We start from the raw sequence: 25,837 nt of genomic DNA, 5'->3' as shown, positions 1-25,837 counted from the left end.
TCAGCTCGTGTAGTCGAGAGTCGTCATCATGCCCGCCTCCTGGTGATAGGCATTGTGGCAGTGCAGCATCCAGTCGCCGGGGTTGTCGGCGACGAGGGCGACGGTGGCCTTCTGCTTGGGCAGGACGATCAGCGTGTCCTTGCGCGGGCCGCGCCGGACTTCACCTTCACTGGCTTGCAGCACCTGGAAGGTGTGCCCGTGCAGGTGCATGGGATGCCACATGGTCGTCGAGTTGGTGAAGGTGATGGCGGCGCGCTGGCCCTGGCGCACCATCAGCGGCTGCCGATTGTCGAACGGCCGACCGTTGATGCCCCAGTCGTACTTCATCATCGACCCGGTGAGTTCGGCAGCCAGCGTCACGTCCGGGGTGATGGGGCCGAGGTCGACGGCCTTTGTGGCCGTGAAATCGGCGACGGTACCGACGCGGCGGGCCAGCTCGGCGGGACGGAACGCGGGGTCCGGTGCGGTGCCGGCGCCCGTCGACAGCAGGGCACGTGCGGCGCCGTCCTTGCCTTCGGCCACCGCCACCAACGGGAAGACCCCCGAGCCGGCAGTGACCACGACGTCGTACCGCTCGCCCATGCCGAGCAGGAGTGCGTCGACGTCCACCGGGTCGACCGGAAAGCCGTCGGTGTGCGTGACGGTCATGCGGTGGCCGGCCAGAGCCACGCGGAACGCGGTGTCGGCGCCGGCGTTGATGATGCGCAGCCGGATGCGCTGGCCGGGCTTGGCATTGAAAACCGTTGGTGCGGCTGGGATTCGACCATTGGCCAGGAAATAGGGGTACTTGACGTCGCCTGCGTCGCCCCCGAGCAGCGGGCTCGTCGCCATTGGCATATCGCCCATGCCGCTCATGTCGTGTCCGCCCATGTCGCCCATGTCGTGTCCGCCCATGTTGGCCATGGCGCGCAGACCGTCGTAGATCTGCTGCGGTGACTTGCCGGCTCCTGACGTCCAATCATCAAGTACCACAATCCATTCCGCGTCATAGCGAGCAGCGTCGGCCGGGTCGTCGATGATCACCGGCAGGTACAGCCCGTAGTCGGTGTCGAGGCCGGTGTGCGGATGCGCCCAGTACGTACCGGGATGCGGGGCGGAGAACGCGTATGTGAAGTCGTTGCCCGGCTTGATGTTCGGCGTTGCGGGGGACGCGCCATCCATATCGTTGCGCAGCGCGATACCGTGCCAATGCACGGACGTGTTGTGATCGAGCCCGTTGGCGACGCGGACCGAGAGCTCATCGCCGACCGACGCGCGGATCAGCGGGCCCGGCACCTGATCGCCGTACGCGAGCGTCTGCACGGTGACGCCGCCGAGGTCGACGGTGGCCGGTTGCGGGCGCAGTGCCACCGAGACGGTGCGGCCGGTGTGCGGACGGGCGGCCTCGGCCGCGGCGACAGCCTTCTGATCGATGCCGCCGGTCGCGGCGGGGGACGGCGTCTTGCTGCACGCGGCAAGCGCCGAGGCGCCCGTGATGGCCGAGGCGATCAGGAAACTACGACGAGTGAACACTCTGCCGTTTGTACCCCTGGGGGGTATCTACGTCAAGGGCTGAGTGAACTCAGCCGCGGTCGGGCAGCGGGCGTTCGACGATGGGGCGGCGCGCATGGGGCAGGCGCTCGCCACGTTTGGCGGCCAGGTAGACGTCCGAAGTCTCGGCGGCGACGGTCTGCCACGAGAAGTCGTGGTTCAACCGGTCACGCGCGGCCAGGGCCCGCTGCTGCGCACCCGGGGGGTCGTCGAGCACCTTGCGGACCGCGGACGCCAGCGCGCCCACGTTCCGCGGCGGGCAGGAGACGCCGGTTTTGCCGTTGATCACCGCTTCGCCGAGGCCGCCGACGTTCGACGTCACGAGCGGGGTGCCGGCCGCGGCCGCCTCGAGTGCCACGATGCCGAACGGCTCGTAATGGCTGGGCAGCACGGCGGCGTCGGCCCGGTGCAGCAGCTCCAGCAGCGCGGAATGGTCAACGCGGCCAACAAAATTGGTCACCTTGCTGACCTTGGCCTTGCGGGCTTCCTCGACCAGCCAGTCGTACTGGGTGCCGTCGCCGGCGATGGTCAGCGTGGTGCCCGGGTGGGTGCGGCGGATTCGGGGCAGCGCGGCGATGACGTCGTGCACGCCCTTCTCGTACTCCAGGCGGCCCACGAACAGCAGCTCGGCCGGGCCGTCATGCTTGCGCCGCATCGCGAATGGCCAGCCTGCCGTGTCGATGCCGTTGCAGATCACGCTCACGTCGGGCAGTTCGGGACCGAACAGCTCGGTGATCTCCTCGCTCATGGACACCGAGCAGGTGATCAGCGAGTCGGACTCGTGGACGAGCCACGATTCCAGCGAGTGCACCTGGCGGCTCACCGGGCCGGAGAGCCACCCGGAGTGCCGGCCGGCCTCGGTGGCGTGGATGGTGGAAACCAGTGGCACGTCGAAGAACTCGGCCAGGGTGACGGCGGGATGGGCGACGAGCCAGTCGTGCGCGTGGACGACGTCGGGGGTCCAGTCGCGCAGGCTCAGACCGGCGCGCACCATCGCGTGCCCCATCGCCAGCGTCCACGCCATCATGTCGGTGCCGAACGTGAACTCGTTCGGGTCCAGGGCGGCGGAGATCACCCACACGCCCTCGTGCACCTCATTGGTGGTGGGGTGGGTGCTGGGGTCGGTGCCCGCGGGCCGGCGACACAGCACCACGACCTCGTGACCGAGGGCGGCCAGCTCGACGGCCAGATGGTGGACGTGGCGTCCAAGGCCACCGATCACCACGGGTGGGTATTCCCACGAGACCATGAGGATTTTCATCGTTGCCCTCTGCTCTTCGCGCAAGCGCTCATCGCGGCAACCTCCGGGCATCCAGGGCGCCGAACAGTCCGTCGGCGCGGTTCCAACCTTCCGCGAGGTGCTGGGCCTGGTCGCGCCGTCCAGACGCGAGGGCACCGGCGATCTCCCGGGTGGCGTGCGCATGCAGATGCGCGCGATAGCGAGCATATTCCGCTGCGGTGTCTTTGCTGACCATGAAGGGCCAGTCGCTCGAGACGGTCAGCAGGGCTTCGCGCAGGATCTGGTCCGCCACGCGGTCCCGTGCCGGGTAGGCCGAATCCTGCGCCAGTGCCTTGTCCACCGTGGTCAGTGCGGTGTCCACGACCTCGGAGTTGAGCGTCACGAAGTCGGCGACCTGCTCACCGGACCAGACCTGCCAGTCCTTACCCGAACCCCAGGAGCTCGGCGGCAGTTCCACAGGGGAGCCGACGAAGCCGCCCGAGATCGCGTCGGACAGGGTGCCGACCTGGACGCCGGCGGCCGGCAGCGCTCGCAAAACCCGCCCCAGCCACTCCGGCCCCTCGTGCCACCAGTGCCCGAACAGCTCGGTGTCGAATGCGGCGACCACGTGCGCCGGGCGTCCGGTGCGCTCGGACTCCGAGATCAGCCGGCGCCGAACGGTATTCACGAAATCCGTGACATGCGTATCGATGGCGGCGTCGGCGCGCTCCGGCTCATAGGGCGCTTTCGACTCCGACGGGATGGTGCGGCCGGTGACCCGCGCCGGCTTGAGGCCGGTGAGGTGGTCGTAGGTGTGGAAGTCGCGGTAGGCCGGGTGTCCCGGATAGCCGGACTTGGGGGACCATACTCGGTAGCTGACCTGCAGGTCGCGGCCGAAGGCGACGACGTCCGACTCGCCGACCGGACGGCCGAGCGCGGTGTCCCCGTGCAGCGACGGTCCGTCGACCATGAAGTGGGTGACGCCGGCGGCCGCGTAGCCGGTTTCCATGCCCGGGGCGTAGGCGCATTCGGGTGCCCAGATGCCACCCGGGGTGTGCGCGAACCGGGCGCCGGCGTCGGCCAGGCCCTCGCGCAGCGCGAACTCCCGCAGCCGCGGGTTGAGCAGCGGCTGGAACGGATGCGACAGCGGGCCGCCGAGCAACTCGATGGTGCCGGCGCCGATGAGCCGGCGAAGCACCGGGCTGCCGCCGTGCTGCCAGTGGTCGGCGAATTCGGCGAGTGCCGCGCCGGCCTGCTGGTATTCATGAATACCGAAGGCGCGCAACGCTTCCGGAGAATTGAAGGTATCGGGCGTGCCGCCGTCCCGAACGGTCGTCGCCTCGAGTGCGCGCAGCTGCCAGTTGGACAGCCACTGCTGCATGCCGGCCAGGCAGTACGGATCGTCCAGTTGGGCCGTGACGACGGGCGTCATGCCCAGGGTGAGTAGATGGCTGCGTCCCTCTTCTGCCAGCGTGCGGAGCACCCGCGTCAGGGGCAGATAGGCCGTCGCCCACGACTGGTACAGCCACTCCTCGCCGACCGGCCAGCGGCCGTGGTGCGCCAGCCACGGCAGGTGGGTGTGCAGTACCAGGGTGAACATCCCCGGTACGCGTGCGCTCGGCGGGCAGGAGCGCAGCGACTCGGGGTCAGGCCTCGGCGAATCACTCACGGCCGCACCGCGATTGCCACTAGGTCGAGGCTGTCGTCGATATCGGTGCCGGCGGCAGCGGCGTCTAGCAGGTCGAAGTCGTCGATGGTCACCGCAGCCACGTCGGCCAGCAGGTCCGCGGGCCATGGTGCGTCGGCCACGGCGCGGTCGATCTGTGCCTGGATGATCGAGCCGCCGTAGCGGGAGTCGAGCTCGCGCAGCGTGGCGCCGTGATAGACGCCCAGCATGGCCTCCATGACGAAGCCCTGTTCGGTGAGCAGTTCGGTCATCTCGGCCGCGTTGAGTTCCCGGGTGTGGAACGGGTTCAGCGGGGTGTCGCTGCCGGGGGTGAAGGTGATGCGGTTCGGTGTCGACATCAGCAAGAGGCCGCCCGGACGCAGCACCCGCAGGCACTCGGCGACAAATTGCCCCTGGTCCCACAGATGTTCGATCACCTGGAAGTTGACCACCACGTCGATCGAGGCATCGGGCAGTGGCAGTGCGGCGAGGTTGCCGTGAAGCATCTCGACCCGCGGGTAACGCGCGCGGATGTGCGCCACCGCGGACTCGTCGTAGTCCAGTCCGATCACCCGGCGCGCGACGTCGGCGATGAGGTCCGCGCCGTAGCCTTCGCCGGCGCCGGCCTCCAGCACGTCGCGGTCGCGGCAGCGCTCGGCCAGTCGCCGGTAGACCACCTCGTGGCGACGGAACCAGTAATTCTCCTCCGCCAGGTCCGGGACCGTGCGCTCACCGGTCAGTGGCATGACCGGCACGAGCGGTTCAGCCGACGGCTCGACCGGCTGGGTTTCGGAAAAAGTGCTCATTAGATAGGCAGGCTAGCCCAGACTGGTATCAGAATTCCCGGGCCCGATCGATTGGGCCGTCCCACCTGCTGGTTCTGTCATGTTGCCGGACGGCCCCGAGTGTGGTCAAGAAAACAAAAGGCGGCATCCTCGGGCAGCGCTCGACCAGCTATGGTGTTCCTGCGCCATGCCACATAAGTTACCGAGTAGTAACATGTTGGTCGTTGCGTTAATCGTGAATGCCAGGCCGACCGCCGGCCTCATCGAGGAGGACGAACCACACCCATGACGAACATCGTGGTCCTGATCAAACAGGTCCCTGACTATGAGTCGGAGCGCAAGCTCAACGACGGCGACTTCACCCTCGACCGCGAGTCCGCGGACGCGGTGCTCGACGAGATCAACGAGCGCGCTGTCGAGGCCGCGCTGCAGATCAAGGAGAAGGAAGAGGCCGCCGGCGGCGCCGGCACCGTCACCGTGCTGACCGTCGGACCGGAGCGGGCCACCGAGGCCATCCGCAAGGCTCTGTCCATGGGCGCCGACAATGCGGTGCACGTGAAGGACGACCAGCTCAAGGGCTCGGACATCATCCAGACCGGTTGGACCCTGGCCCGCGCGCTGGGCACCATCGAGGGCGCCGAGCTGGTCATCGGCGGCAACGAGTCCACCGACGGTGTCGGTGGCGCGGTTCCCGCGGTCATCGCCGAGCTGCTGGGTTTGCCGCAGCTGACCTCCCTGCGGAGCATCTCCGTCGAGGGCGGCAAGGTGACCGGTGAGCGTGAGACCGACGAGGGCGTCTTCGGCCTGGAGGCTTCACTGCCCGCCGTCGTCAGCGTCAACGAGCGCATCGGCGAAGCCCGCTTCCCGTCGTTCAAGGGCATCATGGCCGCCAAGAAGAAGCCCGTCACCGTGCTGACGCTGGCTGAGATCGGTGTCGAGGCCGACGAGGTCGGTGTCGCCAATGCCAGCAGCAAGGTGCTGTCGTCGACACCGAAGCCGGCCAAGGCCGCGGGCGAGAAGATCGCCGACGAGGGCGAGGGCGGCAACAAGATCGCTGAGTACCTCGTTGGTCAGAAGCTGATCTAGCCCCCCACCACACCGAAACTTCCAGAAAGACACAGAGGCAAATACGCATGGCTGAAGTACTTGTGCTCGTCGAGCACGCCGATGGTGCCCTCAAGAAGGTGAGCACCGAACTGATCACCGCTGCCCGTGTGCTCGGTGAGCCGTCGGCAGTTGTGGTGGGTGCCCCCGGCACCGCTGCTCCGCTGACCGACGCCCTCAAGGCCGCCGGCGCGGCGAAGATCTATGTCGCCGAGTCGGCTGACGCGGCCAACTTCCTGGTCACCCCGACCGTCGACGTGCTGGAGGCTCTCGTCGAGTCGGCCAGCCCCGCCGCGGTTCTGACTGTCGCCAGCACCGAGGGCAAAGAGGTCGCCGGTCGTCTGGCCGCTCGCCTGGGTGCCGGCCTGCTGGTCGACGTCGTCGACGTCAAGGCCGGTGGCATTGGTGTGCACAGCATCTTCGGTGGCGCTTACACCGTCGAGGCCCAGGCCAACGACGTGCTGCCGGTGATCGCGGTCCGTCCGGGTGCTGTCGAGGCCGCCCCGGCCGCCGGCGCCGGTGAGGTCGTCAACGTCGAGGTTCCGGCCCAGGCCGAGAACGCCACCAAGATCACCTCGCGCGAGCCGGCCGTTGCCGGTGACCGTCCGGAGCTCACCGAGGCCAGCGTCGTGGTCGCCGGTGGCCGTGGTGTCGGCAGCGCCGACAACTTCGCGGTCGTCGAGGCCCTGGCCGACTCGCTCGGTGGTGCCGTCGGTGCTTCGCGTGCCGCGGTCGACTCGGGCTACTACGGCGGTCAGTTCCAGGTCGGCCAGACCGGTAAGACCGTTGCCCCGCAGCTGTACATCGCCCTCGGCATCTCGGGCGCCATCCAGCACCGCGCCGGCATGCAGACGTCCAAGACCATCGTTGCGGTCAACAAGGACGAAGAGGCCCCGATCTTCGAGATCGCCGACCTCGGCATCGTGGGTGACCTGTTCCAGGTCGCTCCGCAGCTCACCGACGCCATCAAGGCTCGCAAGGGTTAGTTTTCTCTGCGTGAGCAGACGCAAAGGTGCCCCAAAACCGCGGTTTTGGGGCACCTTTGCGTCTGGACACGTCCACTGACAGCAACTAGATACGGTGGTGCCGATGTCGAGCCAGGGGCGCAGCCCGGACTTGCGTGGCCGCGACAAAGAGATCGCGGTGCTGCGCGGTCTCTTATCGACCGCACAGGCCGGTAGCAGCGAGGTGCTGGTGCTGCGGGGTGAGGCGGGAGTCGGGAAGACCGCGCTGCTGCGGCACGCAGCCGACATCGCCGATGGATATCAGTGCATCCAGGTCACCGGTGTCGAGTCGGACATGGAGTTGGCGTACGCGGGCCTGCAGCAGCTGTGTGCGCCGCTGATGCATCATCTCGACGAGCTGCCGACTCCGCAGCGCGAAGCATTGGACGTGGTGTTCGGCCGTGGCGTCGGGACGACACCGGACCGTTTCCTGGTGGGGCTCGCGGTGCTGAGTCTGTTGGCCGCCGCTACTGCGGGCCAACCGCTGCTATGTGTGGTCGACGACGCGCAATGGCTCGATCAGGTGTCGCTACAGACCCTCGCCTTCGTCGCGCGTCGCCTGCTGGCTGAGCCGGTCGTCGTCCTGTTCGCGGCCCGCGATACCGGTGCCGAGGCACTGGGTGGCCTGCCGGAACTGACGATCACCGGCCTGTCGGATGCCGATGCCCGCGATCTGCTCGACTCGGTGGTACTGGGTCGGATCGACGAACGGGTGCGCGACCGCCTAGTGGCTGAGACGCGGGGGATTCCGCTGGCCCTCCTCGAGGTTCCGCGAAGTGTTTCCGCCGCCGAGCTCGCCGGGGGCTTCTGGAACATGGGCACCGGGCGCAGCGCGATAGGTCAGGTCGAGGACGGCTACCGGCGTCGCGTCGATGCGCTGCCACCGGCTGCCCAGCAACTGTTGTTCCTCGCCGCCGCCGACCCGGTCGGGGACGCGGCGCTGTTTCGGCGGGCGGCGGCGACTCTGGGGTTGTCCGTCGATGCGCTGGCACCCGCCGAGGCGGAGGGATTCATCGAATTCGGCTCGCGCATGCGTTTTCGCCATCCGCTGATGCGTTCGGCTGTCTATCGTGCGGCAGATGTGAACGAGCGCCGGGTGGTACATCGGGCGCTGGCCGAGGCCACGGATCCGCACCATGATCCCGACCGTCGCGCCTGGCACTTCGCCCACGCCGCGGCTGGACCCGACGATGCGGTGGCCGCCGATCTGGAACGGTCCGCGGGGCGCGCACACAGCAAGGGCGGTGTCGCCGCGGCAGCGGCATTCTTGGAGCGTGCGACAGTGCTCACCGCGGACCCGGCCCGGCGCGCGGCGCGGGCGCTCGCGGCGGCACAGGCCAAATGCGACGCAGCGGCACCGGCTGCGGCGTATGAACTCCTGGCGGTCGCCGAACTCGGGCCGCTGACGGATCTGCAACGGGCGCAAGTGGATCGGCTGCGGGCCCAGATGCAGTTCGCCCGCAGCCGTGGCGGCGGGTCCGCCGTGCCGCCGCTCGGCGAGTCCGTGCAGAAGCTGTTAGCGGCAGCCAAACGCCTTGAGGCGCTTGATGACGGCCTCGCCCGTGAGACGTATCTCGAGGCACTTGCCGCGGCCATGTATGCGGGACGGCTGAGCCCACCGGACACGTTGCGGGAGGTGGCCGCGGCTGCCGGCGCTGCCCTCGGCGCTGCGGGGCAGCTGCATCGGCCGGTGGACCTGTTGCTGAGCGGGGTGGCGAGTCGGATCGCCACTGGTGGTGGTACTGAACAGATACGCGCCGCGCTGGAGCTGATGTGCCGGCACGCGCAGGACGCCGACGGTCAGCTGCTCCGGTGGATGCCGTTGGGACTGGCCATCGTGCAGGAATCGGCCGTCGGAGAAATTTGGGACGACGGCATCCTCCGGCTGCTGGCCACCGCCGCGATTCGGCAGGCGCGCGATGCCGGCGCATTGGCCGTGCTTCCGCCTGCGCTCGCCTTCGGCGCCGGCGTGCACCTCCTGTCAGGTGAATTCGACACGGCCACAGCGCTTATCGCGGAGGCCGCTGTGATCTCGGCCGCGACCGACTATGCGCCGTTGAGATACCACTCGCTGTCGTTGGCGGCGTTCCGCGGGATTGCGGGTGACGCGGTCGGCCTCATCGAGTCCGCCGTGGCCGATGCGGCGGCACGCGGCGAAGGCCGGGCGCTCGGCGTCACGGGTTTCCTTTCCGCTGTGCTGTACAACGGACTCGGGCGCTACGCCGAAGCTTTTGCTGCGGCCAGGACCTGTTGCGAGTACGACGACCTGGGCTTCTACAGCTGGAGCCTGGTCGAGCTCGTCGAAGCCGCAACGCGCATCGGGGACAAGGAAACTGCGAAGTGGGCGGTGCAGGAACTGGCTGCGCGCGCGAGTTCCAGCGGCACCGACTGGGGGTTGGGGGTACTCGCGCACGTGCGTGCCCTGGTGGTCGACGACGAGGGCGCCGACGTCCTGTACACCGAGGCCATCGAGCGGCTCGGGCGCACCGGCGTCGCCTTCCTGCTGGCCCGGGCCCATTTGTGTTACGGAGAATGGCTGCGCCGGATGAACCGCCGCGTGGCAGCGCGGGAGCACCTCGGCGCGGCGTTCGAGATGTTCAATCGCATGGGAGCCGAGGCCCTCGCGGAGCGGACGCGCCGTGAGCTGATCGCCGCCGGGAAGAAGGTCCGCAAGGAGCCGGTCAGTTCCGGTGACGAGCTGACCACCCAAGAGGCCCAGATCGCAGAACTCGCCGCCGGCGGTCTGACCAATCAGGAGATCGGTGCCCAGCTGTTCATCAGCACCCACACCGTCGAATGGCATCTGCGGAAGGTCTTCGTCAAACTCGGCATCACGTCGCGGCGGCAGCTGCGCAAACTCTTCCCCGTGAGCTGAACGGCGCCGGGCGACCACGAACTTCCAAGGGTTCGCTGCGGTTCAGGATCGGCCACGCTGAACGCATTCCGCGAAAGCCCTTGAAGCGAAGTGAGTTTTGTGTCCCGCATCCTGTTGCAGACGACGATCACCGAGTGTGCCGACGATTGGGACGTCAGCCGGTTTTCACTGCTGGCCGACGAGCTGAGAGCGTGCGGTCACCATGTGATCGCACGCAATCGGGCATGCCAAACCGACGACCCGGTGCTGAGCCATCTGGACGAGCTCGATTTCGACCAGTTGTGGTTGCTGGCGGTTGACGTCGGCGATGGTCTGACGGCGGCCGACGCCGAGGGCATCCGGCGGTTCCGGGAGCGCGGTGGCGGTGTGCTCACCGCGCGCGATCACCAGGACCTGGGATGCTGCCTCGATCGCCTCGGATTCCTCGGCGTGGTCAACGAATTCCACGACGAGAACGTCGATCGCCGCGATCTGTGTGACGACCAGGACAATCCGGATATCTCGTGGCCCAACTACCACTCCGGAGCAAATGGCGACTACCAGCCGGTCCTGGTCGACGGCGAGCCGCACGAACTGCTGCGGACGAACCGCACCGCAAGCGGCCACATCGAATGGTTCCCCGCACATCCGCATGAGGGCATGGTGTCCGCGAAAGGGCCGCCGGCCCGCGTGATTGCAAAGGGCCGCAGTACCGCGACCGGCCGGCACTTCAATCTTGCGGTCGTGGTCGACGGGGAGCGGTCGGCGGACGGACGGCCGATGGGTCGCGCGATCGCCGAGTCGACATTCCACCACTTTGCGGACTACAACTGGGATCTCGCCGCCGGGGCACCGTCGTTCGTGTCCGATCGTCCCGGCGCACAGATCGCGAACGACCCGTCGCGGCTGGAGATCTTCAAGGGTTACATCGCCAACATCGCTGGTTGGCTCCACCCGGTGCCGACTACGGGCTTTCAAGGGTTCGATCAGCCTTCAGCGCGACGAAGCTGAGCACGAGGCCCACCGGGTCCGGGATCGGCGACAGGGGATACGACATGACGCTTCAGGCATCTGCCGTTTCCCTCGGTCTGCCACGCTGCCACCGCGGGCAACGCCTTCAGATGTGTGCCGGCCGTCTGGGAGTCCTGAGCAGCCGTTGACATGCCAATCGGTCAGAACCGAAATCAACTGAGGAGCAACAATGTTCGATAGTGCCGACCTGATGAAGGCCATCACGACCATCCAGACCGTCACGCCGCCGTTCATTCCCGCCGATGCCCACGTGATGACATCGATCATCGAATGGCCCGCTGGAAGTGCGGGAGCTCCGCCGCACCGACACCCGGGTGGACCGTCGTTCGGCTATGTGTTGGAGGGCGAGATGCTCTTCGAGCTGGAAGGCGAAGCGCCGCGGGTGATCAAGGCCGGGGAGGCGTTCTGGGAGCCCGGCGGCGACATCATCCACTACTCGGATGCCAACAACCGGACCGATGTGCCGCTTCGCTTCCTCGTCACGATGATCTGTACGCCCGGCGTACCGATGCTGGTCGTTGTCGAGGACGACGAACTCGAGGCCCGCAAGGACCGGCGAGTTCGATGACGACCGGGTTCGGCGACATCGTCCGGTCACGACGGTCGTCGCGGATGTTCTTGCCGGACAAGCCCGTTCCACGGGAGCTGCTCGACGAGGCGCTCGAACTGGCGATCCGGGCGCCGTCGAACTCCAACACCCAGCCGTGGCACGTCTACTTCGTCACCGGTGAGCGGCGCGCGCAGTTGGTCGATGCGCTGCTCGCTGCCGTCGATGCGGCACCGCCCGCGGTCGGCTCGGCAGGCCTGCCGCCCCGGTTCGCGCATCTGCGCCGCGAGAGCGGCGCCCTGGTGTACGGAGCGATGGGCATCGAGCGCAACGACGCGGAGGGGCGCTGGGCTGCCCAGCGCCGCGCGCCGTTCTGCGGTGCTATTCGTCGCCGGGGTGGTGTGCATGCACCGCGATTTCGGCGCCGTGGACGCGATGGGCGTCGGGATGTTCCTGCAGACGTTGATGCTGGCATTGACCGAACAGGGGCTCGGGAGTTGTGTACAGGTGTCGATCAGTTTCTATCCGGAGGTGTTGCGTGAGCAGCTCGACATTCCCGAGGAACTCGCGGCCCTGTGTGGAATCTCGATCGGCTATGCCGACCCGGCTTTTCCGGCGAACCACCTTGACACTCCGCGAAATCCGATCAGCGAGAACGTGGTGTTCCTCGACTGACGACAGCGACGCAGACTACGGGTTTTCCGGGGTTCGCTCGCTCTTTGTGCCTGCCAATGTGGAAGGTGCACAACCAAACAACTCGAAAGGGTGTGTCTGATGAAGATCACTGTGATGGGCGCCAGCGGCCAGATCGGTTCGAAGGTCGTCGCGCTGCTCAAAGCGGCCGGCCACGAAACCGTGGCGGCGTCCAGGGACTCAGGGGCTGATGTGCTGACCGGCGCGGGACTGACCGAAGCGCTGACGGGCTCCGACGTGCTGGTCGACGTCGTCAACTCACCGGACTTTTCCGACGGCCCGGTGCTGGACTTCTTCACCAAGTCGGCGACCAACCTCACGGCCGCCGCGAAGGCGGCCGGTGTCGGCCACTACGTGGCGCTGTCTATCGTGGGGTGCGACGGCCTACCCGACAGCGGGTACATGCGCGCCAAGGTCGCGCAGGAACGCATCATCACCGAATCGGGGCTGCCGTACACCATCGTGCGGGCCACCCAGTTCCACGAGTTCGCCGAAGCCATCACCGCATCACTGACCATGGACGGTGAAGTCCGGGTGCCCGACGGACTTATCCAGCCGATCGCGGGAGCCGACGTGGCCGCCGAGGTGGCGCGGGTCGCGCAGGCCGCACCGATCGACGGGATCGTCAACATCGGCGGACCGGACAAGCTGACCTTCGCCGGCCTGGCCAAGCTGGCGCTGGCCCATCGCGGCGAAAGCCTGCCGATCGTGGTCGACCCGGCGGCGGTCTACTTCGGCACCAAGGTCGGTGACGCCGGCCTCGTCACCAGCGGCGACGCGATCATCTCCGATCTCAGGTTGGTGGATTGGCTGGCGACACAGTGACCGAACTGACCGGGCTGACCGCACTGGTGACCGGCGGGACCGCGGGCATCGGGTTCGAGACGGCTCGCCTGCTGGCGGCCGCGGGCGCCTCGGTGATCGTCACCGGACGGTCTGCCGACCGCGGCGCCGCTGCGGCTGCCGAACTCGGGGCGCGGTTCATCGCCGCGGACCTGGCCGACCTCGAATCGGTGGAAGCCCTTGCCCGGCAATGTGGCGATGTCGACATCGTGGTCAACAACGCCGCCAGCTTTCCGGGTGCGCTCACGGTGAAGCAGGACGTGGCGACGTTCGAGTCGACCTTCGACACCAACGTGCGCGGCGCCTACTTCCTGGTCGCGGCACTGGTGCCGGGCATGCTCCGGCGCGGACGGGGGAGCATCGTCAACGTCACCTCGATGGTCGCGTTCAAAGGCGTGCCCGGGGCATCCAGCTACAGCGCGTCGAAGGCGGCCCTGGAATCGCTGACGCGGACCTGGGCAACCGAATTCGGGCCGCAGGGGGTCCGGGTCAACAGTGTTGCTCCCGGACCTACCGCGACGCCGGGGGTGGCCGCCGAGTGGGGTGAGACGAACGACGAACTCGGCCGCGGGTTGCCGCTGGGCCGTACTGCGCAGCCGGCCGAGATCGCGCAGGCGGTGCTGTTCCTGGCGTCCCCGCGGTCTAGTTTCATCACCGGGTCGACTCTGCACGCGGACGGCGGCGGCGCGGCGGCCTGATCGCCGGAAACGGCCCCCGGACAAGCAGTCCGGGGGCCGTTCTCGTTGCGCGGATCAGTAGTCCCAGACCGCCGGCACACACCGGAAGGCATCACCGACGGCCGCCACGTGGCACACCGACGGGAACGGTAGGTGCGTGGCGACCAAGGCCTCCCCGGAGGCCGCGATTTCCCGCAGCAGTCGGACCCGCACCCGGGCCGCCTCTTCGGGGTCGTGCTCGAAGCCGTTCTGCCACTGCGGATTATCGAAGCCCGGGGCGAACACGGCATCGCCGGCGAAGGTGAGCTTCTCGCCGCGCGACTCCAGGCGAACCACGCTGTGCCCGGGAGTGTGACCGCCGGTGCGCGCGACGAGTACACCCGGCGCCACCTCGTAGTCCTTCTCGAAAGTCCGGAGTTGGCCGCTGTAGTCGTTCAGGAACTGCGTGGCGCACCGGCGCAGCACGTCCGGAATCGGTCCGGGCATGACGGTGCGGGAGAAGTCGGGTGCCGCCCAGAACTCGGCCTCTGCGGTGGCCGCGTGCACGCGCAGGTCCGGCCGGAACCGCTCCTTCACCCCTTCGGTGATCAGCCCCCCGACGTGGTCCATGTGCATGTGGGTCAACACGACGTCGGTCACCGACGCGAGATCGACACCGGCGGCCTCGAGTCGCTGGATGGTCTGTCCGGCCCGCGGGAAGTCCGGAAATTCCAGCCCCAGTCCGGCGTCCACCAGGATCGTGCGGTCTCCGCTACGGACCACCACGATGTTCAGCGGCCAGTCCACGATCTCGGGCGGCAGAAAGTTGTCGTCCAACCATCCCGTCAGTTCGGCCGGCGGGACATTTGTGCCCAGTGTCGACGCCGTGATCGGCAGGACACCGTCACTGATCACCAGTACGTCAATGTCGCCGACCGGCACCGCGTAGCGCGACGGAACCAACTCGCTGAGTCCCGTCCGATCGAGATGGGAAATGCTGTCCAAACTCACGTTGTCTCCTTCTAGCGCATCATTCGGCAGCGTCATGGATTTGACCCTGTGCGGGGTTGAACGCGCACCGGCGCGCGAAGTCATCCATCGCTCCGCACACCACGGATTCAGGTAGCGACCACGTACTTCCAATGGTTCGCTGCAGGCGCTTCCCGGCAAGGCTGAGTTCGGCGGCGCGCCCTGTGCTGCCGTAGACGAGGGGAGTGTTGATCGTGACGGCAGCGCCGGTGCCGGACGCTGACCTCGCGGCCCGGTTTGCCGCGGATACCGCGCCGCTGCTCGACGCGCTGGGCCGTGGTGCTCGCCGGCTGACACGCTGCGAAGCCGATGCCGAAGATCTGCTGCAGGACACCCTGTTACACGCGTATCAGGGCTTCGGGTCATTTCAGCAGGGCACCAATCTGAACGCCTGGCTGTTCCGCATCTTGCACAATCGCTGGGTAAGCAGGCATCGCCACCGGGCCGCGCGCCCGCCGGAGGTTTCCCTTGAGGTGATCATCGATTGCGGCCATGAACAGCCGACCACCCACGGTTCGGCGGAGGTCGAGGTGCTCGACCTCATGGCGGACGGCGATGTCGAGGCCGCGTTCGCGGAACTGTCCGAAGGAGCCCGGACGGCCATGTTCTACGTGGAGGTCCAGGGGTACACCTACGCCGAGACCGCCGGGCTCATGGGCGTGCCGATGGGCACGGTGATGTCCAGAGTTTCCCGCGGGCGGCAGCAGCTTCGCGTTGCGCTGGCGCACCGCGAGAGCGCATGAACCCTTGCCAGAAACTGAAACGTGTTCCAGTATGCATCGATGACGCAACGCGGCGACAGCGCGACGTTTGACCCGGACGTACTCCGGCAGCGGTATGCCGCGGAACGCGCGCGGCGGCTGCGGTGCGATGGCATCGGCCAGTATGTCGAGATTGCCGGCCGGTTCGCGTCCTTCGGCGAAGACCCTTGGACGGAGCAGGGTTTCACCCGGCAGCCGCTGACCGACGACGTCGACGTCGCGATCATCGGGGCCGGTTTCGGCGGGCTGCTCACGGGCGCTCGGCTGCGCGAACTGGGTGTGGCGGACATCCGGCTGATCGACAAGGCGGCCGACGTGGGCGGCACCTGGTACTGGAACCGGTACCCCGGCATCGCCTGCGACGTCGAGTCGTACGTATACATGCCGCTGCTGGAAGAGCTGGGTTACATCCCGACCGAGAAGTACGCCAAGGGTCCTGAGATTTTTGCGCACTGCCGGGCCATTGCCGAGCATTACGACCTGTACCGCAACGCCTGTCTGCGGACCGAGGTTCAGGAAATCCGTTGGGACTCGGCCGATTCCCGCTGGGTGATCGCGACCAACCACGGCGACGCCATCCGGGCCCGGTTCGTCTCGATGGCCAATGGTTACCTGCAGAAGCCCAAACTGCCCGGGATCGAGGGCATCACCGAATTCGAAGGCCACGCCTTTCACACCAGCCGGTGGGACTACGGCTATACCGGCGCAGGTTTGGAGAACCTGGCTGACAAGCGCGTCGGCATCATCGGTACGGGCGCGACGTCCATCCAGTGTGTGCCGCGCCTGGCGCCGGCGGTCGGGGAGCTGTTCGTGTTCCAGCGCACGCCGTCGACGGTCGACGTGCGGGCCAACGCGCCGACCGATCCGGCCTGGGCCGCGGCGCTGGAACCCGGGTGGCAGCAACGCCGCATCGAGAACTTCCAGATTCTCACCGCGGGTGGCCAGGCCGACGAGGACCTGGTGGCCGACGCCTGGACCAGCCTGGCCAAGGCCATGCCGATCGCCAAAGAGGGAACCGATCCGCGGGCGTCGACGGCCGAACTGGCGGACTTCGCGAAGATGGAAGAGATCCGGGCGCGGATCGACGCGCTGGTGACCGATCCGGCCACCGCCGAGGGACTCAAGCCCTGGTACGGCTACTACTGCAAGCGCCCGTGCTTCCACGACGAATACCTGCAGACGTTCAACCGCGACAACGTCACCCTGGTCGATACCAGGGGCCGGGGCGTCGAGCAGATCAGCGCCACCGGGGTCGTGGTGGATGGCACGGAATACCCGTTGGACTGCCTGATTTTCGCCACCGGCTTCGAGGTCGGCACCGACTACACGCGGCGCGCCGGCTTCGAGGTGATCGGCCGTGACGGAAGGACGCTGACCGACACGTGGTCCGACGGGGTGCGGACCCTGCATGGACTGCACGTCAACGGATTTCCGAACTGCTTCATCGCGAGCATCGCGCAGTCGGGCTTCACGGTGAACTTCCCATACCTGATCGACGTCCAGTCGAGGCACACCGCGTGGGTGATCGCGTGGGCCCTCAAGCACGACATCGCGGCGGTCGAGGCGTCCGCCGACGCCGAGGCGGCCTGGGTGGACACCGTGGTGGCGCGCTCGGTGGTGATCTCCGGCCGGCGGGAAGCTTGCACGCCCGGCTACTACAACCGCGAAGGACAGCCCAGCAACCGGCTGAACCAGGACAGTTTCTTCTTCGGCAGCCCCACCGAGTACGCCGACATCCTCGCCGCCTGGCGGGACGCGGAAACTCTTGAGGGGCTTATGATCACGTGAGGACCGCACTGCTGATCGACGGTCAGCTGGTGCCGGGTGGCGGTGGCGAGTTCGCCACCATCAATCCGGCCACCGAGGAGGCGCTGGGACACGCAGCCGACGCGGACACCGGCGACATGGACCGCGCCATCGCCGCGGCCCGCACCGCATTCGACGACACCGACTGGTCGCGCGACACCGCGCTGCGGGTGCACTGCCTGCGGCAGCTGCGCGACGCGCTGAGCGACGAGATCGAGCATCTGCGGGCCATCACCGTCGCCGAGGTCGGGGCCCCGGTCTCGCTGACCTACGGCGGCCACCTGCAGCTACCGGTCGACGGTCTGGGCTATGTGGCTGACATCGCCGAAAAATACAAATGGACAACCGATCTCGGAGCGGCGGCTCCGTTCGGTAGACCGACGCGACGCACGGTGGTTCGCGAGCCCTGCGGTGTCGTCGGCGCGGTGACACCGTGGAACTTTCCGCATCAGATCAATTTCGCCAAACTCGGCCCAGCGCTGGCCGCCGGCAACACCGTCGTGCTCAAGGCCGCGCCGGACACCCCCTGGTGTGCGGCCGAGGTGGGCCGGATCATCCACGAGCGCACCGACTTTCCCGCCGGCGTCGTCAACGTCGTCACCTCCGATGATCACCGGATCGGCGCCCAGCTGACCGAGGACCCGCGAGTGGACCTCGTGTCGTTCACCGGATCGACGGCCACCGGCCGGGCCGTCATGGCAGCGGCATCGCAGACCATCAAGAAGGTGTTCCTGGAACTCGGCGGCAAGTCCGCCTACCTCGTGCTGGACGACGCCGATCTGCCCGCGGCCTGCGCCGCCGCTGCTGCCGGGGTGGCGATGCACGCCGGGCAGGGCTGCGCCTTCACGACCCGGCTGCTGGTGCCGCGGGCTCGGTACGGCGAAGCGGTCGCGGCTGCGGCGTCGGCCATGTCCGGCATCGGTTTCGGCGATCCCACCGATCCGGCGACGTTGTGCGGCCCGCTGATCTCAGCGCGGCAGCGCGACCGGGTCGAGGGCTACCTGCGGCTGGCGCTCGAGGAGGGCGGACGGTTCGCGTGCGGTGGCGGCCGCCCAGCGGACCGGGATGCCGGTTTCTATGTCGAACCGACCGTCATCGCCGGACTCACCAACGACGCCCGGGTGGCGCGTGAGGAGATCTTCGGTCCGGTGCTCACCGTCATCGCGCACGACGGCGACGCGGACGCCGTGCGCATCGCCAACGACTCTCCGTACGGCCTGTCGGGTGCGGTGGTCGGCTCCGATCGGGACCGCGTCGACTGGGTGGCGTCGCGCCTGCGGACCGGCACCATCAACGTCAACGGCGGCGTCTGGTACTCACCGGACGCGCCGTTCGGCGGCTACAAGCAGTCGGGAATCGGTCGGGAGATGGGCGTGGCCGGCTTCGAGGAGTACCTGGAGACCAAGCTGATTGCCCGCGGTGGTGCCGGAGCGCTTTGAGCCTGTATCTGTGGCGTAATTGTGCGAGTAACCACCGCCCCGGTTACAGGCTCAACGTTCGGGTGGCGGTGTGAGCGCGTTGACCCTGGACCTATGGCGTATTTGTGCAAGTAACCACCACCTTGGTTACAGGCTCAACGCGGCGCTGGACTAAGTGAAATCCAAGACGGCGCGAATCACCCGGCCGTCCAGCAGATCGTCGAAAGCCATGTTGATGTCGTCGAGCCGGTAGCGTCGGGTGATCATCTCGTCGAGCTTGAGCCGGCCCTCCCGGTAGAGCTGTGCCAGCGCCGGTATTTCACTGGTCGGATTGCACGACCCGAACAGCGTCCCGCACAGGTTCTTGTTCATCAGGATCAGGTCCTGCAGATCGAGCTGTACGGCCCCGGCTGACGGCGCCGCCATTCCCGTCAGCACGCACGTGCCACCCTTGCGGGTCAGGGACAGCGCATCGGCGACGTCGCCGTCACCGATCATCGACGGCGACACCACCACCGCGTCGGCCATCACGCCGCGCGTCAGCTCCCGCACGAGCGCGACGGCTTCGGTGACCGTCGCCGCGGTGTGGGTCGCGCCGAACGTCAGCGCGCTATCCCGTTTGAAGGCCACCGGATCGACGGCGACCACCCGCGCCGCGCCGCCGAGGTGCGCGCCCTGAAGAGCGGCGGTGCCGATGCCCCCGGCGCCGATGACGACCACGGTGTCGCCGGCGCGCACCCCGGCCCGCCGCACGGTCGACCCGTACCCGGTGGGCACCGCGCACGACAACAGCGCACTGGGCACCAGTGGCAACGACGGATCGATCTTCACCAGTGAATCCGCCGCCACCACAGTGTGTTCCGCGAACGCACCGATCTTCGAGGTGTGCCGCAACTCCTCACCGGCGAGGCTGCGGTGGCGGAAGGTGCCGTCGGTCGGCATGCCTGGTATCAGCGTGCCGGCGCCGACATCGCACAGGTACTCCATACCGCTTGTGCACCAACGGCATTTCCCGCACACCGCCAGGAACGACGTCACCACATGGTCGCCAGGGGAGAACCGGGTGACGCCCGGACCGACCTCGAGCACCACCGCCGAACCTTCATGACCACCGATGGTGGGCGGCATACTCGGCACCGCAGCGCCATTCGGCGCGGCCAGCTGCCCGGAACGGATGTGGTCGTCGGAGTGGCACAGCCCGGCCGCTGCCACCTGCAGCAAAACTTCACCGGCGCGCGGCGGATCGAGCTCGAATTCCTCGACGGACCAGTCCCCGCCCACCTCACGGACAATCGCGGCGCGGCTTCTCATCGCGGCATCATGTGCCGAATGTAACGGACCGTGATGTTTCGCAATCGGTCATCAACGCGTTACGTGATCGATGCCGCCGCGCTGAACGGCTCCGTCACCGTGCACAACATGAGCACTAGTTCTGTACTCATCGCCCCTGACGACACCAGTTCATCGACTGACACACCGCGCTACACGCTGCTGCTGTCGGCCGACCGGGAACACATCGAGGCCGCGCAACGGCTTCGTCACCACGTGTTCACCTCGGAGCCGGGTTACACCCTCACCGACGACAGCCCCGGTTTCGAAAGTGGCCGGGACGCCGACCGATTCGACGAGTTCTGCGACCACCTCCTGGTCCGCGACGACAACACCGGCGAGTACGTCGGCTGCTACCGCATGCTGCCGCCGCCCGGCGCCATCGCCGCGGGCGGGCTGTACACCGCAACGGAATTCGACGTCAGCGCCCTCGACAGCCTGCGCCCTTCGCTGGTGGAGATGGGTCGCGCCGTGGTGCGCGCCGATCACCGCAACGGCGCCGTCGTACTGCTCATGTGGGGCGGCATTTTGGCCTACCTGGACCACAGCGGCTACGACTACGTCACCGGCTGCGTGTCGGTGCCCATCCAGGGCAGCCCCGACGAGCCGCCGGCCACCCAGATTCGCGGCGTCCGTGACTTCGTCAACAAGCGGCACGCCTCGGAGTACAAGGTGCGCCCGTACCGTCCCGTGATCATCGACGGCAAGTTGCTCGACGACATCGAGCCGCCGGCCCGAGTGACCGTCCCGCCGCTGATGCGCGGCTACCTGCGCCTGGGCGCCAAGGTGTGCGGCGACCCCGCCTACGACCCGGACTTCGGCGTCGGCGACTTCCCGGCCCTGCTGGACAAGCGCGAGGCCGACGTGCGCTACCTGACCCGGCTGCGTTCGGCCGCCACGGCGGCCGACAAGGCCGGGCAGTGACCACGCCCATGACCGTGCAGGAGCACCCCTGGCTGCCTAAGGCATCGTGCGACGCCAGCTGCATCCGGGTGGACGCCGTGCACGTCAGCCGCCCGTTCGTCGTCGCCCTGCGCACCACCGCGCGGCTGATCATGACGATGCTGCTGCTGCCCACCCTGCCGCTGCTGGCGGTGCCGTTGCCCGGCCGGTCGCGCATCCAGCGGATGTACTGCCGGCTGGTGCTGCGCGGCCTGGGCGTGCGGATCAGTGTCTCCGGCGGCCCGATCCGCAACCTGAGCGGCGTGCTGGTGGTCGCCGGCCACGTCTCGTGGGTCGACATCTTCGTGATCGGCGCGGTCATGCCCGGGTCGTTCGTGGCGCGTGCCGACCTCATCGAGTGGCCTGCCCTGGGCTTCCTGGCCCGCCTGATGAAGGTCATCCCGATCGACCGCAACAGCCTGCGCCGGCTGCCCGACGTGGTCCGCACCGTCGCGGACCGGCTCACCGCTGGTCAGACGGTTGTCGCGTTCCCGGAGGGCACCACGTGGTGCGGTCTGGGCCACGGCACCTTCGCGCCGGCCATGTTCCAGGCCGCGGTGGACGCCGGCCGTCCCGTCCAGCCGCTGCGACTGACGTATCGGCACCGGGACGGCGCCCAGTCGACCATCCCGGCATTCATCGGTGACGATTCGCTGCTGACGTCCATCAAGCGCGTCATCACCGCCAAGCTGACGGTGTGCCACATCCAGGTGCAGTCGCTGCAGTTGCCGGGTACCGACCGCCGCGATCTGGCCGGCCGCTGCCAGGCCGCGGTGCACCAGGTCGGTCCGCTGCCCGTCGCCGCTGTTCACGGGCACGTGCTGGCCGCCTGACCGGTTTGGCCTGGCCGGTATCCTGGACAGGCCATGAGCCCCGCATATCTGGACCACGCCGCCACCACCCCGATGCACCCCGTTGCCATCGAGGCGATGACGGCGGTCCTGGCGGCCGGCGGTAACGCGTCTTCGCTGCACACGTCGGGGCGGGCCGCGCGGCGCCGGATGGAGGAGGCCCGCGAGTCCCTGGCCCAGCAGCTCGGCGCCCGGCCCTCCGAGGTGATCTTCACCGCCGGCGGCACCGAGAGCGACAACCTGGCCGTCAAGGGCATCTTCTGGGCGCGCCGGGACGGCTGCGACGGCCGCCGCCGGATCGTCACGTCACCCATCGAGCACCACGCGGTGCTCGACGCCGTCGAATGGCTGGTGGAGCACGAGGGTGCGGAGGTGACTTGGCTGCCGGTCGATTCCGCCGGTGCCGTGTCGCCCGCGGCGTTGCGCGACATCCTCGAAACCCACGACGACATCGCGCTGGTCAGTGTGATGTGGGCCAACAACGAGGTCGGCACCATTCAGCCGATCGCCGAATTGGCGGCCATCACAGCAGAATTCGACGTCCCGATGCACAGCGACGCGATCCAGGCGATCGGGGCCGTGCCGGTCGATTTCGCCGCGAGCGGGCTGTCGGCCATGAGCGTGGCGGCACACAAGTTCGGCGGACCCACCGGGGTCGGCGCGCTGTTGCTGCGCCGGGATGTCGCGTGCGTGCCGCTGTTGCACGGCGGTGGGCAGGAGCGTGACGTGCGTTCAGGCACACCGGATGTCGCGGGCGTGGTGGCCATGGCCGCCGCCGCGCGGGTCGCGGTCGAGGGCCTGGACGGGCACCGGACCCGGATCGGCGCCTTGCGTGACCGCCTGGTCGACGGCGTGCTGTCCGGTATCGAGGATGTGGTGCTCAACGGCGGCACCGGCGACGACCGGCTGGCGGGCAACGCGCACTTCACTTTTCGCGGCTGCGAGGGCGATGCCCTGCTGATGCTGCTGGATGCCAAGGGCATCGAGTGCTCGACGGGTTCGGCCTGCACGGCCGGCGTCGCGCAGCCGTCACACGTCTTGATCGCGATGGGCGCCGCTCCGGCCAGTGCCCGCGGATCACTCCGATTTTCGTTGGGGCACACCAGTTCTGATGCCGACATCGACGCCGTGCTGGCTGTGCTGCCGGCCGCGGTCGAGCGGGCTCGTCAGGCTGCGCTGGCCAGTGCCGGGTTGGGAAGGTAGTCATGCGGGTTCTGGTAGCGATGAGCGGGGGAGTGGACTCCTCGGTGGCCGCGGCGCGCATGGTCGACGCCGGCCATGACGTCGTGGGCGTGCACCTGGCACTGTCCACCGCGCCCGGCACCCTGCGCACCGGGTCGCGCGGGTGCTGCTCCAAGGAGGACGCCGGGGACGCCCGCCGGGTCGCGGACATCCTGGAAATCCCTTTCTACGTCTGGGATTTCGCGGACCGCTTCAAGGAAGACGTCATCGACGAATTCGTCGAGTCGTACGCTCGCGGTGAGACGCCGAATCCCTGCGTGCGCTGCAACGAGAAGATCAAGTTCTCGGCGCTGTCGGCCCGCGCATTGGCGCTCGGTTTCGACGCCGTGGCAACCGGGCACTACGCGCGACTGGAGGATGGTCGGCTCCGTCGTGCCGTCGATGCGGACAAGGACCAGTCGTACGTGCTCGGTGTCCTGACGGCCGAACAGCTGAGCCACGCGCTGTTCCCGATCGGCGACACCCCCAAGCCGCAGATCCGGCAGGAAGCCGCCGAGCGTGGGCTGGCGGTGGCCGAGAAGCCGGACAGTCACGACATCTGCTTCATCCCGTCCGGTGACACCCGCGCCTTCCTGGGTGCCCGCATCGGCATCCGTCCCGGCGCCGTCGTCGATGCCGGCGGCACGAAGCTCGCGGAGCACGACGGCGTGCATGGGTTCACCATCGGGCAGCGCAAGGGCCTCGGTATCGCCGGCCCGGGGCCGGACGGCCTGCCGCGCTACGTCACCGGCATCGATGCGGAGACCGGGACAGTGCACGTCGGCGGCGTGGAGGATCTCGAGATTCACTCGTTGACCGGCGAGCGTCCGGTGTTCACCTCGGGTGTGGAGCCGGTCGGGCCCATCGAATGCCTGATCCAGGTGCGGGCGCACGGCGGGTTGGCCGACGCGGTCGCCGAGTTCCGGGACGGGGTGCTCGATGTGCAGCTGCGGACGCCGCTGCGTGGTGTCGCCCCAGGTCAGACCATGGTGCTGTACCGCCGTGACCCCGACGGTGACGAGGTCATCGGCAGCGCCACCATCGCACGCTGATCTCATTCAAAGGCAACTGAATGGTTGCGTGTCCGAGCGTCCCGTCCTAGCCGAATAGGCAACCAGGAGGTTGCTTATGAGTGCCGACCGCACCGAAAAAGAAGTCACGCTGCGCGCGCCGCTGGACCGGGTGTGGCGCGCCATCTCCAATGCCGGCTGTGACGACGAACCGACCACGCTGGTCGAGTTCACGCTGACCGAAACCGCCGGCGGTGTGCTGCTGCGGATCGTCGAATCCGGGTTCGACAACATTCCGGCCGACCGCCGCGCCGCGGCATTCGAAGCCAACAGCGGCGGCTGGGAGGCCCAGACGAAACTGGTACGCAAGCACCTGGACGAACTGGTTGTCGAAGCGGTGGGACCGGGCGCTGGACCGGCTGCGGAGCCATGTGGAGGACCAGGCCGAGGAACCCATCGAATAATGTTGGCCGCGTGACTGTTTTCGCCCAGGCAACCGGTATCGGCTCGTGGCCGGGGACGGTCGCCCGGGAAGCGGCGGCCGTCGTGGTCGGTGAGCTACCCGCGCTGCCACATCTGGTGGAGCTTCCGGCTCGCGGTATCGGCGCCGACACCATCGGCCGCGCCGGTGCGCTGCTGGTCGACATCGGCATCGACACCGTGCCCCGCGGTTACCGCATCGCGCCCGGCCGCAGTGCCGTCGTCCGCCGCGCCACGGGCCTGCTCGACGAGGACGTCGACGCACTCGAAGAAGCGTGGGAGAAGGCCGGGTTGCGCGGGGCCGGGCGGACCATCAAGGTACAGGTCCCCGGTCCGCTGACGCTGGCTGCCGAACTCGAGTTATCCGGTGGCCACCGGGCCATCACCGATGCGGGCGCGCTGCGAGACCTGGCCGCTTCGCTCGCAGAGGGCGTGGCGCGCCATCGCGCCGAGGTCGCGCGGCGCTGCGAGGCCGAGGTGGTGGTGCAGTTCGACGAACCGGCACTGCCCGCTGCCTTGGCCGGGCGGCTCGCCGGGGTGACTCGGATGTCGCCGGTGGCGCCGGTTGACGCGCTCAAGGCCGCGAGTCTGCTCGACGAGTGCCTCGCGACCGTCGGGGGACCGGCCGCCATTCACGTGTGTGCGGCCGATGTGCCGTGGACAACCTTGGCGCGCACCAGTTTCAGCGCCATCTCTGTCGACGCCGCCCAACTGACCGCGGCTGATCTGGACGGCATCGGCGAGTGGGTCGAGGCGGGCCGGACCATCATCCTGGGAGTGCTGCCGGGCGTGGCACCCGAGCGCCCGGTCCCGGTTGAGAAGGTCGCCGCCACAGCCGCGAGCATCACCGACCGGCTGGGGTTTCCGCGGACGGTGCTGCGCGAGCGCGTCGGCCTGACGCCCGCGTGCGGGCTGGCCGGGGCCACCGAGAAGTGGGCCCGCACGGCACTGACCCTGCTCCGCAAAGCTGCCGACGGCATTGCCCAGGACCCGGACGCCGCGTGAGTTCCAACCCGCCCGGCGAACCGCGGAAGTCGTCAATCCGGGCTCGGTGACG

21 protein-coding genes and 2 pseudogenes are annotated in these 25,837 nt (G+C 68.2%); 17 read left to right on the top strand and 6 right to left on the bottom strand.

Annotated features, from left to right (window positions below; translation table 11 throughout):
- The 4 genes from ACX12F_RS17290 to ACX12F_RS17275 all read right to left on the bottom strand — a co-directional run bounded on the left by ACX12F_RS17290 (window position 1) and on the right by ACX12F_RS17275 (window position 5,221).
- Window positions 1–1,512 (bottom strand): multicopper oxidase family protein, encoded by a 1,512-nt coding sequence (locus tag ACX12F_RS17290; RefSeq protein ID WP_459365746.1) that lies wholly within the window; start codon window positions 1,510–1,512, stop codon window positions 1–3.
- 49 nt (window positions 1,513–1,561) lie between these two features.
- Complete coding sequence (locus ACX12F_RS17285) at window positions 1,562–2,791, bottom strand: glycosyltransferase family 4 protein (RefSeq protein ID WP_459365745.1); 1,230 nt, start codon at window positions 2,789–2,791, stop codon at window positions 1,562–1,564.
- A gap of 28 nt (window positions 2,792–2,819) precedes the next feature.
- Entirely contained in the window at window positions 2,820–4,349 is a 1,530-nt protein-coding gene (locus ACX12F_RS17280; protein ID WP_459370396.1) for a 1,4-alpha-glucan branching protein domain-containing protein, read from the bottom strand.
- Window positions 4,350–4,414: 65 nt separating this feature from the next.
- A complete protein-coding gene (locus ACX12F_RS17275; RefSeq protein ID WP_459365744.1) occupies window positions 4,415–5,221 on the bottom strand; it encodes a class I SAM-dependent methyltransferase in 807 nt (268 codons plus the stop codon).
- A gap of 264 nt (window positions 5,222–5,485) precedes the next feature.
- Between ACX12F_RS17275 and ACX12F_RS17270 the strand changes: the two genes are divergently transcribed.
- The 8 genes and pseudogenes from ACX12F_RS17270 (at window position 5,486) to ACX12F_RS17235 (ending at window position 13,975) form a co-directional block, all read left to right on the top strand.
- Complete coding sequence (locus tag ACX12F_RS17270; RefSeq protein ID WP_459365743.1) at window positions 5,486–6,286, top strand: electron transfer flavoprotein subunit beta/FixA family protein; 801 nt, start codon at window positions 5,486–5,488, stop codon at window positions 6,284–6,286.
- A 47-nt stretch (window positions 6,287–6,333) separates the two neighbouring features.
- Window positions 6,334–7,290, top strand: a complete 957-nt coding sequence (locus tag ACX12F_RS17265; RefSeq protein WP_459365742.1) for an electron transfer flavoprotein subunit alpha/FixB family protein — start codon at window positions 6,334–6,336, stop codon at window positions 7,288–7,290.
- A 103-nt stretch (window positions 7,291–7,393) separates the two neighbouring features.
- On the top strand, window positions 7,394–10,183 hold the full coding sequence (locus tag ACX12F_RS17260) for a helix-turn-helix transcriptional regulator (RefSeq protein WP_459365741.1): 2,790 nt from the start codon (window positions 7,394–7,396) through the stop codon (window positions 10,181–10,183).
- A gap of 99 nt (window positions 10,184–10,282) precedes the next feature.
- The gene (locus ACX12F_RS17255) at window positions 10,283–11,173 is read left to right on the top strand and encodes a hypothetical protein (RefSeq protein ID WP_459365740.1); all 891 of its coding nucleotides are present in this window, start codon (window positions 10,283–10,285) and stop codon (window positions 11,171–11,173) included.
- Between the two features lie 190 nt (window positions 11,174–11,363).
- Window positions 11,364–11,762, top strand: coding sequence for a cupin domain-containing protein (locus ACX12F_RS17250; protein ID WP_459365739.1), 399 nt, complete (start codon window positions 11,364–11,366; stop codon window positions 11,760–11,762).
- Window positions 11,684–12,416, top strand: a pseudogene (locus tag ACX12F_RS17245) (nitroreductase). Before ACX12F_RS17250 ends, ACX12F_RS17245 begins: the two are co-directional and overlap by 79 nt.
- 99 nt (window positions 12,417–12,515) lie before the next feature.
- The gene (locus ACX12F_RS17240) at window positions 12,516–13,259 is read left to right on the top strand and encodes an SDR family oxidoreductase (protein ID WP_459365738.1); all 744 of its coding nucleotides are present in this window, start codon (window positions 12,516–12,518) and stop codon (window positions 13,257–13,259) included.
- Entirely contained in the window at window positions 13,256–13,975 is a 720-nt protein-coding gene (locus ACX12F_RS17235; protein ID WP_459365737.1) for an SDR family NAD(P)-dependent oxidoreductase, read from the top strand. The genes ACX12F_RS17240 and ACX12F_RS17235 overlap by 4 nt, the downstream gene beginning before the upstream one ends.
- A gap of 54 nt (window positions 13,976–14,029) precedes the next feature.
- Here the strand turns inward: ACX12F_RS17235 and ACX12F_RS17230 are convergent, their stop codons facing one another.
- Window positions 14,030–14,944, bottom strand: a complete 915-nt coding sequence (locus tag ACX12F_RS17230; RefSeq protein WP_459365736.1) for an MBL fold metallo-hydrolase — start codon at window positions 14,942–14,944, stop codon at window positions 14,030–14,032.
- A 212-nt stretch (window positions 14,945–15,156) separates the two neighbouring features.
- On the opposite strand from ACX12F_RS17230, the gene ACX12F_RS17225 reads away from it, so the two are divergent.
- Genes ACX12F_RS17225 through ACX12F_RS17215 form a run of 3 tightly spaced genes read left to right on the top strand, consistent with a single transcriptional unit; the run spans window position 15,157 to window position 18,968 of the window.
- Window positions 15,157–15,705 (top strand): sigma-70 family RNA polymerase sigma factor, encoded by a 549-nt coding sequence (locus ACX12F_RS17225; protein WP_459365735.1) that lies wholly within the window; start codon window positions 15,157–15,159, stop codon window positions 15,703–15,705.
- Window positions 15,706–15,744: 39 nt separating this feature from the next.
- Window positions 15,745–17,511, top strand: coding sequence for a flavin-containing monooxygenase (locus tag ACX12F_RS17220; protein WP_459365734.1), 1,767 nt, complete (start codon window positions 15,745–15,747; stop codon window positions 17,509–17,511).
- Entirely contained in the window at window positions 17,508–18,968 is a 1,461-nt protein-coding gene (locus tag ACX12F_RS17215; protein WP_459365733.1) for an aldehyde dehydrogenase, read from the top strand. The genes ACX12F_RS17220 and ACX12F_RS17215 overlap by 4 nt, the downstream gene beginning before the upstream one ends.
- Window positions 18,969–19,118: 150 nt before the next feature.
- On the opposite strand, the gene ACX12F_RS17210 is transcribed toward ACX12F_RS17215, so the two are convergent.
- A complete protein-coding gene (locus ACX12F_RS17210; RefSeq protein ID WP_459365732.1) occupies window positions 19,119–20,258 on the bottom strand; it encodes an NDMA-dependent alcohol dehydrogenase in 1,140 nt (379 codons plus the stop codon).
- A gap of 108 nt (window positions 20,259–20,366) precedes the next feature.
- Between ACX12F_RS17210 and ACX12F_RS17205 the strand changes: the two genes are divergently transcribed.
- From ACX12F_RS17205 to ACX12F_RS17180, 6 genes and pseudogenes are all read left to right on the top strand, one after another.
- On the top strand, window positions 20,367–21,200 hold the full coding sequence (locus ACX12F_RS17205; protein ID WP_459365731.1) for a GNAT family N-acetyltransferase: 834 nt from the start codon (window positions 20,367–20,369) through the stop codon (window positions 21,198–21,200).
- A gap of 8 nt (window positions 21,201–21,208) precedes the next feature.
- Window positions 21,209–22,051, top strand: coding sequence for a lysophospholipid acyltransferase family protein (locus ACX12F_RS17200; RefSeq protein WP_459370395.1), 843 nt, complete (start codon window positions 21,209–21,211; stop codon window positions 22,049–22,051).
- 33 nt (window positions 22,052–22,084) lie between these two features.
- Window positions 22,085–23,272 (top strand): cysteine desulfurase family protein, encoded by a 1,188-nt coding sequence (locus tag ACX12F_RS17195; RefSeq protein ID WP_459365730.1) that lies wholly within the window; start codon window positions 22,085–22,087, stop codon window positions 23,270–23,272.
- A gap of 2 nt (window positions 23,273–23,274) precedes the next feature.
- Complete coding sequence (mnmA, locus tag ACX12F_RS17190) at window positions 23,275–24,342, top strand: tRNA 2-thiouridine(34) synthase MnmA (RefSeq protein ID WP_133760398.1); 1,068 nt, start codon at window positions 23,275–23,277, stop codon at window positions 24,340–24,342.
- Window positions 24,343–24,418: 76 nt separating this feature from the next.
- Window positions 24,419–24,676 (top strand): annotated as a pseudogene (locus tag ACX12F_RS17185) (SRPBCC family protein); the annotation flags it as partial.
- 98 nt (window positions 24,677–24,774) lie between these two features.
- Entirely contained in the window at window positions 24,775–25,785 is a 1,011-nt protein-coding gene (locus ACX12F_RS17180) for a methionine synthase (protein ID WP_459365729.1), read from the top strand.
- Window positions 25,786–25,837 lie beyond the last annotated feature (52 nt).

This window comes from Mycolicibacterium sp. HS_4_1, from assembly GCF_054515875.1.
Note: the sequence above shows the minus strand (reverse complement) of the source record. Positions and strands in the feature narration are given on the sequence as shown.

What these genes read in the sequence shown, in the direction of transcription:
- ACX12F_RS17205 (WP_459365731.1), top strand. Translation starts at nt 20,367, where the DNA reads ATGAGCACTAGTTCTGTACTCATCGCCCCTGACGACACCAGTTCATCG.
- ACX12F_RS17265 (WP_459365742.1), top strand. Translation starts at nt 6,334, where the DNA reads ATGGCTGAAGTACTTGTGCTCGTCGAGCACGCCGATGGTGCCCTCAAG.
- ACX12F_RS17260 (WP_459365741.1), top strand. Translation starts at nt 7,394, where the DNA reads ATGTCGAGCCAGGGGCGCAGCCCGGACTTGCGTGGCCGCGACAAAGAG.
- ACX12F_RS17275 (WP_459365744.1), bottom strand. Translation starts at nt 5,221, where the DNA reads ATGAGCACTTTTTCCGAAACCCAGCCGGTCGAGCCGTCGGCTGAACCG.
- ACX12F_RS17270 (WP_459365743.1), top strand. Translation starts at nt 5,486, where the DNA reads ATGACGAACATCGTGGTCCTGATCAAACAGGTCCCTGACTATGAGTCG.
- mnmA (WP_133760398.1), top strand. Translation starts at nt 23,275, where the DNA reads ATGCGGGTTCTGGTAGCGATGAGCGGGGGAGTGGACTCCTCGGTGGCC.
- ACX12F_RS17250 (WP_459365739.1), top strand. Translation starts at nt 11,364, where the DNA reads ATGTTCGATAGTGCCGACCTGATGAAGGCCATCACGACCATCCAGACC.
- ACX12F_RS17195 (WP_459365730.1), top strand. Translation starts at nt 22,085, where the DNA reads ATGAGCCCCGCATATCTGGACCACGCCGCCACCACCCCGATGCACCCC.
- ACX12F_RS17285 (WP_459365745.1), bottom strand. Translation starts at nt 2,791, where the DNA reads ATGAAAATCCTCATGGTCTCGTGGGAATACCCACCCGTGGTGATCGGT.
- ACX12F_RS17200 (WP_459370395.1), top strand. Translation starts at nt 21,209, where the DNA reads ATGACCGTGCAGGAGCACCCCTGGCTGCCTAAGGCATCGTGCGACGCC.
- ACX12F_RS17280 (WP_459370396.1), bottom strand. Translation starts at nt 4,349, where the DNA reads ATGTTCACCCTGGTACTGCACACCCACCTGCCGTGGCTGGCGCACCAC.
- ACX12F_RS17210 (WP_459365732.1), bottom strand. Translation starts at nt 20,258, where the DNA reads ATGAGAAGCCGCGCCGCGATTGTCCGTGAGGTGGGCGGGGACTGGTCC.
- ACX12F_RS17220 (WP_459365734.1), top strand. Translation starts at nt 15,745, where the DNA reads ATGACGCAACGCGGCGACAGCGCGACGTTTGACCCGGACGTACTCCGG.
- ACX12F_RS17240 (WP_459365738.1), top strand. Translation starts at nt 12,516, where the DNA reads ATGAAGATCACTGTGATGGGCGCCAGCGGCCAGATCGGTTCGAAGGTC.